The sequence below is a fragment of the Bordetella petrii genome (genome assembly GCF_020991325.1).
Classification (GTDB): Bacteria; Pseudomonadota; Gammaproteobacteria; order Burkholderiales; family Burkholderiaceae_B; genus Bordetella_A; species Bordetella_A petrii_E.
Genome location: NZ_JAJMLX010000158.1, coordinates 1 through 10,629 on the forward strand (window position 1 = coordinate 1; position 10,629 = coordinate 10,629).

Annotated in this window: 11 protein-coding genes, 1 tRNA gene and 1 pseudogene; 5 read left to right on the plus strand and 8 right to left on the minus strand. The window is 64.3% G+C overall.

Annotated features, from left to right (window positions below; genetic code table 11):
- Window positions 1-152: pseudogene (locus tag LPZ50_RS15720) on the minus strand (amidase family protein); the annotation flags it as partial.
- 45 nt (window positions 153-197) lie between these two features.
- Between LPZ50_RS15720 and rlmB the strand changes: the two are divergent.
- The 3 genes from rlmB (at window position 198) to LPZ50_RS15735 (ending at window position 2,833) form a co-directional block, all read left to right on the plus strand.
- On the plus strand, window positions 198-935 hold the full coding sequence (gene rlmB, locus LPZ50_RS15725; protein ID WP_230662411.1) for a 23S rRNA (guanosine(2251)-2'-O)-methyltransferase RlmB: 738 nt from the start codon (window positions 198-200) through the stop codon (window positions 933-935).
- A gap of 58 nt (window positions 936-993) precedes the next feature.
- Entirely contained in the window at window positions 994-2,235 is a 1,242-nt protein-coding gene (locus LPZ50_RS15730; protein ID WP_230662413.1) for a cystathionine gamma-synthase family protein, read from the plus strand.
- A 325-nt stretch (window positions 2,236-2,560) separates the two neighbouring features.
- Window positions 2,561-2,833 carry an HU family DNA-binding protein gene (locus LPZ50_RS15735; protein WP_003812968.1) on the plus strand — a complete coding sequence of 91 codons (273 nt, stop codon included), beginning with the start codon at window positions 2,561-2,563 and terminating at the stop codon, window positions 2,831-2,833.
- A gap of 127 nt (window positions 2,834-2,960) precedes the next feature.
- On the opposite strand, the gene LPZ50_RS15740 is transcribed toward LPZ50_RS15735, so the two are convergent.
- The 7 genes from LPZ50_RS15740 to LPZ50_RS15770 form a co-directional block, all read right to left on the minus strand.
- Window positions 2,961-3,036, minus strand: a tRNA-Val gene (locus LPZ50_RS15740).
- Window positions 3,037-3,120: 84 nt separating this feature from the next.
- Entirely contained in the window at window positions 3,121-3,489 is a 369-nt protein-coding gene (gene cyoD / locus LPZ50_RS15745; RefSeq protein WP_230662415.1) for a cytochrome o ubiquinol oxidase subunit IV, read from the minus strand.
- A complete protein-coding gene (gene cyoC / locus LPZ50_RS15750; protein WP_230662417.1) occupies window positions 3,489-4,100 on the minus strand; it encodes a cytochrome o ubiquinol oxidase subunit III in 612 nt (203 codons plus the stop codon). Before cyoC ends, cyoD begins: the two co-directional genes overlap by 1 nt.
- A 3-nt stretch (window positions 4,101-4,103) precedes the next feature.
- Window positions 4,104-6,080, minus strand: a complete 1,977-nt coding sequence (gene cyoB, locus LPZ50_RS15755) for a cytochrome o ubiquinol oxidase subunit I (RefSeq protein WP_230662419.1) — start codon at window positions 6,078-6,080, stop codon at window positions 4,104-4,106.
- Window positions 6,080-6,988: a ubiquinol oxidase subunit II gene (gene cyoA / locus LPZ50_RS15760; protein WP_230662421.1), complete on the minus strand. Its 909-nt coding sequence runs from the start codon at window positions 6,986-6,988 to the stop codon at window positions 6,080-6,082. The genes cyoB and cyoA overlap by 1 nt, the downstream gene beginning before the upstream one ends.
- 237 nt (window positions 6,989-7,225) lie before the next feature.
- Window positions 7,226-7,777, minus strand: a complete 552-nt coding sequence (locus tag LPZ50_RS15765) for a response regulator transcription factor (RefSeq protein ID WP_230662423.1) — start codon at window positions 7,775-7,777, stop codon at window positions 7,226-7,228.
- Entirely contained in the window at window positions 7,774-9,000 is a 1,227-nt protein-coding gene (locus tag LPZ50_RS15770) for an ATP-binding protein (protein ID WP_230662425.1), read from the minus strand. Before LPZ50_RS15770 ends, LPZ50_RS15765 begins: the two co-directional genes overlap by 4 nt.
- A 256-nt stretch (window positions 9,001-9,256) precedes the next feature.
- On the opposite strand from LPZ50_RS15770, the gene LPZ50_RS15775 reads away from it, so the two are divergent.
- Window positions 9,257-9,568 (plus strand): SelT/SelW/SelH family protein, encoded by a 312-nt coding sequence (locus tag LPZ50_RS15775; protein WP_230662427.1) that lies wholly within the window; start codon window positions 9,257-9,259, stop codon window positions 9,566-9,568.
- Between the two features lie 146 nt (window positions 9,569-9,714).
- Complete coding sequence (locus LPZ50_RS15780) at window positions 9,715-10,518, plus strand: energy transducer TonB (RefSeq protein ID WP_230662429.1); 804 nt, start codon at window positions 9,715-9,717, stop codon at window positions 10,516-10,518.
- Window positions 10,519-10,629: the final 111 nt, after the last annotated feature.

Consider the following 10,629-nt stretch of genomic DNA (forward strand, 5'->3'; position numbering starts at 1 on the left):
GCCGCCGTGCCGCCGCTGCTGCCGCCCGCGCTCTTGGTCAGGTCGTACGGGTTGCGCGTTGCGCCGTACACCTCGTTGAACGTGTGCGAGCCGAGCCCGAATTCGGGCGTGTTGGTCTTGCCGATGAAGATCGCGCCGGCCGCGCGCATCCGCGCGCCGGCGGCCGGCCTTTTCTTACGCAAAACAAGGTGAATTTCATGGCGTCGGCCCAAGTATTGGCGGGGTTTCACGCGGTAGTGGCGCGCATGCGGCACGCGCCCGAATCGATCAAGGACATCTATGTCGAGGCTTCGCGCCGCGACAAGCGCATGCTGACCTTCCTGGAGCAGGCCGAGCGGGCCGGCCGGAAGGTGCATCCCGTGTCTGCCGAGCGCCTGGACGGCCTGGCCCGCGGCACGCGGCACCAGGGCGTGGTGGCGCTGGCGCAGGAGCGCCAGTTGGCGGTGGACGTCGACGAGGTGCTGGACACCGTCGAAGGGCCGGCCCTGCTGCTGGTGCTGGACGGCGTGACGGATCCGCACAACCTGGGCGCATGCCTGCGCACGGCCGACGCGGCCGGCGTGCACGCCGTGGTGGCGCCGCGCGACCGGGCCGTGGGCTTGAATAGCACTGTCCAGCGCGTGGCCTGCGGGGCGGCCGACACCGTGCCGTACATTACCGTCACAAACCTGGCCCGCACCCTGCGCGCATTGAAAGAGCGGGGCATATGGGTAGTGGGCACCGACGAGCAGGGCACCGACAGCCTGCACGCGGTCGACGCCCGCCAGCCCATGGCCTGGGTAATGGGCGCGGAGGGCGAGGGCATGCGCCGCCTGACGCGGGATACCTGCGACCAATTGGTCAATATCCCCATGCTGGGTTCGGTGGAAAGCCTGAACGTCAGTGTCGCCAGCGCGGTCTGCCTGTACGAGGCCGTGCGCCAGCGCCAGGAGTAAACTTTCCCGCTGACGCTGGGCCGCGCAGGCCAGCCCCTTCACTTTCCAGTATTCCACCATGCACCAGAACGGTTTCACCACCACCATTCTTCATTCCGACCGCCAGCAGTCCGTCGAGCATGGCGCCGTGCACAAGCCGATTCATACATCGTCTGAATTTGCTTATGCCGATGCCCGCGAGCTTGCCGCGGTGTTTCAGGGGAAGGCGGGCTTCACCTATGGACGGCAGGGCACGCCCACCACGGCGGCCCTGGAGGCCAAGATCACCCACATGGAAGGCGGGACGGCGTCGGTGTCTTTCGCTACCGGCATGGCCGCGTTGTCAGCGGTGTTCAGCACCTTGCTGCGCAAGGGCGACCACCTGCTTTCCAGCCAGTATGTATTCGGTAATACCAACAGCCTGCTGGGTACGCTGGCCGAGCTGGGCGTCGAAGTCAGTTATGTCGACCCCACTGACGCTGCCCAGGTGCGCGCGGCGCTGCGGCCCAATACGCGCATGGTGTTCGTGGAGACCATCGCCAACCCTGGCACGCAACTTGCCGATCTGGCCGGCATCGGCGACCTGTGCCGCGAGCGCGGCCTGGTGTATGTGATCGACAACACGCTGACTTCTCCCTGGCTGTTCCAGGGGCGCGCGGTGGGAGCCTCGCTGGTCATGAACTCGCTGTCCAAGTACATCGGCGGCCATGGCGATGCCCTGGGCGGCAGCATCACCGACACCGGCCTGTACGACTGGTCGGGCTACGCGAACATCTACGACAGCTACCGCAAGGGCGCGTCCACGGGCTGGGGGCTGCTGCAGATCAAGAAGAAGGGGCTGCGCGACATGGGCGGCACCTTGTCGGCCGATTCGGCCCACCGCATCGCCATAGGCACGGAAACGCTGGCGTTGCGCATGGCCGCCCACTGCGACAATGCGCTGGCTCTGGCGCGCATGCTCGACGCGCATCCCGGTGTTGCCAAGGTGCATTACCCGGGGCTGCCCGGCCATCCGCAGCACCAGCGCGCCGCCGAATTGTTCGGCCAGCGCTATGGCGGATTGCTGGGCATCGAATTGGCCGAGGGCGTGGATTGTTTCGATTTCCTGAACCGCCTGAAGATCGTGCTGATGGCTACGCACCTGGGCGATACGCGCAGCCTGGCGCTGCCGGCGGCGCACACCATTTACTACGAAATGGGGCCCGAACGCCGCGCCCAGATGGGCATTGCCGACAGTTTCATCCGTGTGTCCGTGGGCATCGAAGATCAGGCCGACCTGTTGTTCGATTTCGACCAGGCGCTGCAGGCCTGCCTGGCATGAGCTTGGCGCACCCTGCCTGGGCGGGACCTTGTCGATAGGCAAGTTCCATACTTGCGGCAAGCCGTAAAAGCCAGTATTGGCGCGGGTTGCCGCCAGCTTTCCTCTTGACAGCCGCTTTTGCGCAAGGCCTAATACGTCTCTGCGTCGCCGACACTCTGCCTTGCCTTCGCTACGGCCGAGTCTCTGCGACGCAGCAATTTTGCAGTTGCGCTTGGCAGTGCCCGGAAGCATTTCCACTCGTCCGTTCTCCGTTTGCCGGCATACGGCCTCCTGCCGATGCTCGTCGCGCCCGACAGAACCAATACCTTGTGAGGGGTAATCCTGAATGAACAAAACCGAACTCATCGATCATATCGCCAGCAAAGCCGATATCTCCAAGGCTGCCGCCGGCCGTTCGCTTGATGCCCTGATCGGTGCCGTCAAGACCACGCTCAAGAAGGGCGGCACGGTCACGCTGGTGGGCTTTGGCACGTTTGCTGTTTCGGCGCGCGCCGCCCGTACGGGCCGCAATCCGCGCACTGGCGAAACCATCAAGATCAAGAAGGCCAAGGTGCCGAAGTTCCGCCCCGGCAAGGCCCTGAAAGACGCCGTCAACTAAGTCGGCCACCCACGCGGCGCATGGCGCCGCCATCCGAAAGCCCTTGATGAATTTCAAGGGCTTTTGTGTTTTTGCAGGCAGAAAACAAAAAGGCACCCGGATGCCGAGTGCCTTGATGCAAAGGGGGTGGTGGGTGCTACAGGGGTCGAACCTGTGACCTACGCCTTGTAAGGGCGCCGCTCTACCAACTGAGCTAAGCACCCCCGGTAACGCGTGCATTGCGGCAGTGCCACAACGCGGACCGCAGTATACCGGAGCCAGGCGGCTCCGGCAAATGCGCGTTGCGCCTACAGGCCGGCGGGCATGGGGTGCATCATGTTGGCGTTCATGTTGTGCAACACCCAGGCCGAGCCGCCCACGATAACGGCGATGACGAACACCGCGAAGACGAACACCGACAGGTTGTCGCGCTGCGAACGCGAGGCGCCCATGTGCAGGAAGTACACCAGTTGCACCAACAGCTGCGCCACGCACAGCGCGATGATGCCGGGCAGGGCCAGCGAGCGGGGCACGACGTCGGCCATGACCAGGCCGAACGACGCCAGCGTCAGAAGAATGGAAAGGCCAAAGCCCACCAGGTAGGATTTCAGGCTGCCATGCTCGGCACTGTGGGCGCCGTGCCCGTGGTTCGCCGAGGCGGTCGTATCGTGTGCCATCAGAGCGCTCCCAGAAGATAGACGAAGGTGAAGACGCAGATCCAGACGATGTCCAGGAAGTGCCAGAACAGGCTCAGGCAGGACAGGCGGCGAGTGTTGGCCGGCTCCAGGCCGTGGCGGCGCAGCATGTCGATCATCACCACGATCCACACCAGGCCGAAGGTGACGTGCAGGCCGTGGGTGCCGATCAGCGTGAAGAACGCCGACAGATAGGCGCTGCGCTGCGGGCCGGCGCCGATGCTGATCAGGTGGTGGAATTCGTAGATTTCCATGGCTATGAAGCCGGCCCCGAACAGGAAGGTGACCCACAGCCAGGCGATGACCCGGTTGACGCGCCCGGCATGCATATTGAGCATGGCCATGCCGAAGGTGAAGCTGCTGATCAGCAGCAGCATGGTTTCGACCAGCACGAAGGACAAGTCGAACAGGTCTTTGCCGCTGGGGCCGCCCGCGGTGGCCTGGGACAGCACGGCGAAGGTGGCGAACAGTACCGAGAAAATCAGCAAGTCGCTCATCAGGTAGATCCAGAACCCGAATACGGTCTTGGACCCATCATCGTGGTGCCCGGCGTGGCCGGCACCGTGGGGTAGGGAGGTTACAGCGTCGGTCATGACTCAGGCAGCCTTTTGCATATTGGCGAGATGGGCGGATTCGATGCGTTCGACTTCCGCCGCCGGCACGTAGTAGTCGGTATCGCGGTCATAGGCGCGCACCAGGAAGGCGCCGATCATGCCCAGGAAACCCACGATGGCCATCCACCAGATGTGCCAGATCAGGCCGAAGCACATGGCCAGGCCGAAGGCGCCGATGTAGACGCCGGCACCGGTATTGCGCGGCATGTGTATGTCTTCGTAGCTGGCCGGCTTGGCGTAGGCGACGCCGTTTTCCTTGTTCTCCCAATGCTGGTCCAGGTGCTCGACGTTGGGCACGTGGGCGAAGTTGTAGAACGGCGCGGGCGAGGGAATGGCCCATTCCAGCGTGCGGCCGCCCCAGGGGTCGCCGGTGGTGTCCAGGTTCTGCTTGCGCTGGCGGATGCTGACGAACACCTGCAGCAGCATGAAGCCGATGCCCAGGGCGATGATGAATGCGCCAACCAGGGCCACGATCAGGTAGGGTTGCCATTCGGGGTTGTCGTAGTGGTTCAGGCGGCGCGTCATGCCCTTGAAACCCAGCACGTACAGCGGCATGAAGGCCAGGTAGAAGCCCACCAGCCAGCACCAGAACGAATACTTGCCCAGGCGCTCATTCAGCTTGAAGCCGAAGGCCTTGGGGAACCAGTACGTCATGGCCGCGATGCAGCCGAACACCACGCCGCCGATGATGACGTTGTGGAAGTGCGCGATCAGGAACAGGCTGTTGTGCAGCACGAACGACACGGCCGGAATGGCCATCAGCACGCCGGTCATGCCGCCGATCACGAAGGTGACCATGAAGCCCACCGTCCATAGCATGGGGGTGGTCATTTCCACGCGGCCGCGGTACATGGTGAATAGCCAGTTGAAGATCTTCACGCCGGTGGGCACCGAAATGATCATCGTCATGATGCCGAAGAAGGCATTGACGTTGGCCCCCGAACCCATGGTGAAGAAGTGGTGCAGCCACACCAGGAACGACAGCACGCCGATCGCCGCGGTGGCGTACACCATCGATTTGTAGCCGAACAGCGGCTTCTTCGAGTAGGTGGCGACGATTTCAGAGAACGCGCCGAAGCAGGGCAGGATCAGGATGTACACCTCGGGGTGGCCCCAGATCCAGATCAGGTTCACGTACATCATGACGTTGCCGCCCATGTCGTTCGTGAAGAAGTGCGTGCCCAGGTAGCGGTCGGCGGTCAGCAGCGCCAGGGTGGCGGCCAGCACGGGGAAGGCGGCCACGATCAGGATGTTGGTGACCAGCGCCGTCCAGGTGAAGACCGGCATCTTCATCAAACCCATGCCCGGGGCGCGCATGCGCAGGATGGTGACGATGAAGTTGATACCGCTGAGCGTGGTGCCCAGCCCTGATATCTGCAGGGCCCATAAGTAGTAGTCGACCCCCACGCCCGGGCTGTAGTCCAGCCCCGAAAGCGGCGGATAAGCCAGCCAGCCGGTCGCGGCGAATTCGCCCACGAACAGCGACAGCATCATCAGCACCACGCCGGCGCCGAACAGCCAGAAGCTCAGCGAGTTCAGGAACGGGTAGGCAACGTCGCGCGCGCCGATCTGCAGCGGCACGACAATGTTCATCAGGCCCGTGATGAAGGGCATCGCCATGAAGAAGATCATGATGACGCCGTGGGCGGTGAAGATCTGGTCGTAGTGATGCGGCGGCAGGATGCCGGCGGAATCGGCCGAGGCCACCGCCAGCTGCGTGCGCATCATGATGGCGTCGGCGAAGCCGCGCAGCAGCATGATGATCGCCACGATGATGTACATGATGCCGATGCGTTTGTGGTCGACGGTGGTCAGCCACTCGGTCCACAGGTACTTCCACTTGCCGTAGTAGGTTACCGCGCCCAGCAGCGCGACGCTGCCCATGATCACCGCCACCAGCGTCCCCATGATGATGGGGTCGTGGTACGGAACGGACTCTAGGGTGAGTTTGCCGAACATCAGTTATTTCCTGCGATCAAATTCTGCGACGTGGGCGTGCAGGTCGCCGGATCCAGGCCGGCGATCTTGCTCATCTGGTTGTGCATGATGTAGTCGAACATGCCCGTGGGCGCGCTGGAGTACAGCTGGGTATTCACATTAGTGCTGGGTTTGGTCAGCCCCTGGTACGCCTCGGGCGTCAGCGGGTTGTTGCTGGCCTTGGCCTGGCGTATCCAGTCTTCGAAGCCTTCCTGCGTGGTGGCGATGGCGTCGAAGCGCATGCCGGAGAAGCCGCCGCCGCTGTAGTTGGCAGAAATGCCAGCGTAGGTGCCGGCCTCGCGGGCGATCAGGTGCAGCTTGGTTTCCATGCCCGCCATCGAGTAGATCTGGCTGCCCAGCTGGGGAATGAAGAACGAGTTCATCACCGAGGCCGACGTGATGCGGAATTGCACCGGGGCGTCAACCGGGAAGGCGATTTCATTGACGGTGGCGATGTCGTAGTCGGGGTAGATGAACAGCCACTTCCAGTCCATCGACACCACGTCGATATTCACCGGCTTGACGGTGGATTCAATTGGGCGGTAAGGGTCCAGCGCGTGCGACGAGCGCCAGGTCAGCACGGCCAGGATGGCCACGATGATGCAGGGTATCGTCCATACCACCACTTCGATGCGGGTCGAGTGCGACCAGCGCGGCATATATATCGCCTGCGTATTCGTGGCGCGGTACTTCCAGGCGAAATACAGCGTCATGATAATGACAGGCACGACTATCAGGAGCATCAGCCCCAGGGCAGTCAAGATCAGGGTTTTTTCCTGGGCGCCGATGTCTCCCTTGGGAGAAAGCACTTCCATCGTGCAGCCGCCGAGCAGCATGAGCGCACCAATGCCGAGCGTACGCCCGAGAGTGGCGAAGTGGGGGTGTTTCACGTACAGCCTTGAGGGTAAATTGCCGTTGGGGCAAGGATCACATTTGCGCTTTGTCCAGACGCAAAATGCGGTGAAGGCGCCATGCTAGCCGTTTGTTGCAACGCAAACATGCGACGAAAAGTCGCATCAGCAGGGGCTGGATTGTGCGGTGATACGTGGTTAATGGCCCTTTGTGCCTAGGGCGCAGGCATCAGGGGCGATGCGCTGGGTGCGACAATGTGTCGCACATGGTTTGGCCTAATCGAGGGACAGGTCGCGTTCGGGGCCGGGCTTCTTGGCCAGCTTGCGCTGCAGCGAGCGCCGGTGCATGCCCAGCAGCCGGGCGGCGGCCGAGACATTGCCGCTGCATTCGTGCAAGGCCTGCTGGATATGTTCCCATTCCAGCCGGTGCAGCGGCGTCATGGTTGATTCTATGGCCACTGATTCCGATTTGGCTAGCCCCAGCGTGCGAAGAATCATGGGCGCGGTGGCGGGCTTGGGCAGGTAATCGTCGGCGCCGCGTTTGATGGCTTCCACGGCGGTGGCCACGCTGGCGTAGCCCGTGACCAGCAGAATGCGCATGTCGGGCCGCAGCGCGCGCAGCGGCCGGATCAGGGTCAGGCCGGAATCCTCGCCCAGGCGCAGGTCGACCAGCGCGAACGAGGGCAATATTTCTTCAGCCACGCGCAACGCTTCGGCAATGCTGGTGGCCACGCGTGTTTCCAGGCCATGGCGGGCGAGGCTGCGCTGCAGGGTGCGCACATAGAGCTCGTCGTCGTCGATGAGCAGGCCGGCATCGGATGGGGTCATGCTGGTGTTCCTGAGGCGCGCCGAGCGCGGGGCTGCAGCGGCAAGTAAAAGCGGATGCGGGCGCCTCCTCCGTCGGCCGCGGTCATGGTCATTTCGCCGCCTAATTGTTCTACTGTGGCGTGCGATAAAGCGAGTCCCACGCCCAGGCCGCCAGGCTTGCCGCTATGGAACAGGCTGGTGGCGGGCAGCAGGGAATGGTCCGGATCGAAGCCGCGGCCATGGTCGCGCACTTCGCCTTGAAGCACGCCGTCGCGGTATTCGAGATGCAGGTCGACGCGCGCATGGCCCTCGGCTTCGCCGGCGTCGGCCGCGTTGTTCAGCAGGGCCTGCAGCAAGTGGGCAATGGCGGGCTCGACCCGCAGCGTGGCGGGCAGTTCGCCGGTGCGGTGCAGGTCGATGGCGGGGCGCACCAGGCGCCATTGCCCCACCACGCGCACCAGGTCTACCTCGGTGGGCACGGCCAGGTTGCGGATGCGTTCGCGGCACAGCGCCAGCAACTGGCGCAGCAGGGTGACGTCGTTGCGCAGGTCTTCGGTCTGGACTTCCGAGGCGATTTCGTCGGCCAGCAGCGTCATGGTGGCCAGCGGGGTGTTCAGTTCGTGCGCCATGGCCGCCGCATGGGTGGCCAGCGCCACGATGCCCTCATTGCGCGTGAAGCGTTCGCGCAGCATGGCCAGCTCGCGCTCTCGGCTGCGCAGGTCGGCGGCCAGCCGGGTAGAGAAGTACAGGACCACCATCGCCGAAATGAGGAAGCTGGTGGCAATGCCCCACAGAATCAGCACGTAAGGGTTGTGGTGGCCCTCGAGCGGCCGGCCCAGCAAGGCCGCCGCGGTATAGCCCATCAGGCAGGCCAGGGCGGCGGCGAGCGCCCAGCCGCGCGGCAGCGCCAGCGCCGCCAGGGCGATCAGGATCAGGAACATCACCCCGAAGGGGTTGGTGATGCCCCCGCTCCAGCCCACCATCCAGGCCAGCACGGCGATGTCGACCAGCAGGTGGGCGAACGCCACGCCAGGGGAAAACGCGGCGCGGCCGCGCCGCACGTGCAAGCTAGCGTAGATGTTGAAGGCGCCCAGCACGGCGACGCCGGTCCAGAGTTGCTGCAGGGGCAGTTCAAGGCCGAGCAGGCCGCTGGCCACCAGAACGGTTGCGGCCTGGCCGGCGATGGCCAGCCAGCGCAGGCTGCACAGGGTGCGCAGGAAAGAATTTGCGGAGCTACCAGGCATATTGAAAATCAGCGACCGGCCCTGGCCGGTTGACGGCCGGGAAGTCGGGCGACTGGCGCCCGCGACCGGGGTTGCCCGCCGCAGAGCGGCGTTCGGCAGGCGCCCGGGGGAGGGGCGCGGTGGCTGCATTGTATTGCGAATCGCCAGCGTCTGCTGCGCCGCAGCGTGGGCTGGTTGCCCGCGGCGCGCCGCCACGCGCATACTGGCGTCCGGGGCGCCTGGCGTCGATACCCGCAAGCCTGGCCTGGAGTATGTAATGAATTCATCGAATCTTCCCCGTATCAGCATTACCTATTGCACGCAGTGCCAGTGGCTATTGCGGTCCGCCTGGATGGCGCAGGAACTGCTGTCCACCTTCGGTACCGACCTGGGGGCGGTGGCACTGGTGCCCGGCACGGGCGGCATTTTCCAGGTTCACTACGACGACAGCCTACTCTGGGACCGCAAGGTCGACGGCGGGTTCCCGGACGCCAAGGCGCTGAAACAGCGGGTGCGCGACCGCCTCGACCCGCAGCGCGACCTGGGCCACATCGACCGCGGCAGGCCGGGAGCAGGCCCGGATGCTTGATCCGAAGCATTCCGCCGGCCTAGAAAGTATGTGCGAATCATTCGCATTTAATATAATATGTCGGACTTGGAATTTGCCGGCCCTGGCGTTTCCCGGCGTGGTGCCGGTTGCGCGGCCGGCCGACATCGATGGTTTTTGGCTGATTCATGCCTCGTCTTCAACACGGTTGGTCCGCTAGTCCGCAGTCTTCCCTGGCTTTACGCACCGGTGCCGGCCTTACGGTATTGGCGGCGCACATGGCCGTGGTCGGAGCGATCTACTGGATGCCCGAAGAAAGCCCCCCGCAATTGCTCGAGCCCGAGGCGGTGATGGTCAGCGTGATCGAGGCTCCCGTGCCCCAGGTTGCCCAGGCAGAGCCCGAGGTCGAGCCGCAACCCGAGCCCGAACCGGAACCGGAACCCGAGCCTGAACCCGAACCAGAACCGGTCATCGAGCCCGAGCCGGAACCCGTCATCGAACCTGAACCCGAACCCGAGCCGGTGATCGAGAAGGTTCCCGAGCCGGCCCCCAAGCCGAAACCCAAACCCAAACCGAAGCCTAAACCCAAGCCCAAGCCGAAGGTCGAGAAACCGGTCGAGGCCCCGAAGGTTGAAACGCCGCCTGCCGGCGCCAAGGAAGGCGCGCAGGTCACCCAGGCTCCGGTCCAGGGGCCGCCGCCGGACGAGCCCATCATGGTGTCCAGCGTGGAATATCTGGGGCGCCGCCCGGCGCCGGTCTATCCCATGACGTCGAAGCGTCTGCGTGAGGAAGGCCGCGTGGTGGTGCTGGTGGAAATCAATACCCAGGGGCTGGTCGAACGGGCCACCATTGCGCAGTCGTCGGGGTTCTCGCGGCTGGACGACTCTGCCTTGACGGCAGCACGCAAGGCCCGCTTCAAGCCCCTGACCCGCAACGGCGTGGCGTATCCGGCCAAAGCCAAACTACCGTTCGATTTCGTAATGAGGAACTAAGATGTCCAACGCTATGCACAACGCCATTCTGGTGGCGCAGGCGAGCACCGCGCCCGCCGCGCCTGGCGCCGCCCCCCCGGCGGCAGCGGCAACCGCGCCGGCCGGCGGAGG

Coding starts and splice junctions, on each gene's coding strand:
- LPZ50_RS15770 (WP_230662425.1), bottom strand. CDS start 9,000: ATGCCTGGTAGCTCCGCAAATTCTTTCCTGCGCACCCTGTGCAGCCTG.
- rlmB (WP_230662411.1), top strand. CDS start 198: ATGGCGTCGGCCCAAGTATTGGCGGGGTTTCACGCGGTAGTGGCGCGC.
- cyoC (WP_230662417.1), bottom strand. CDS start 4,100: ATGACCGACGCTGTAACCTCCCTACCCCACGGTGCCGGCCACGCCGGG.
- LPZ50_RS15775 (WP_230662427.1), top strand. CDS start 9,257: ATGAATTCATCGAATCTTCCCCGTATCAGCATTACCTATTGCACGCAG.
- cyoB (WP_230662419.1), bottom strand. CDS start 6,080: ATGTTCGGCAAACTCACCCTAGAGTCCGTTCCGTACCACGACCCCATC.
- LPZ50_RS15735 (WP_003812968.1), top strand. CDS start 2,561: ATGAACAAAACCGAACTCATCGATCATATCGCCAGCAAAGCCGATATC.
- LPZ50_RS15730 (WP_230662413.1), top strand. CDS start 994: ATGCACCAGAACGGTTTCACCACCACCATTCTTCATTCCGACCGCCAG.
- LPZ50_RS15780 (WP_230662429.1), top strand. CDS start 9,715: ATGCCTCGTCTTCAACACGGTTGGTCCGCTAGTCCGCAGTCTTCCCTG.
- cyoD (WP_230662415.1), bottom strand. CDS start 3,489: ATGGCACACGATACGACCGCCTCGGCGAACCACGGGCACGGCGCCCAC.
- LPZ50_RS15765 (WP_230662423.1), bottom strand. CDS start 7,777: ATGACCCCATCCGATGCCGGCCTGCTCATCGACGACGACGAGCTCTAT.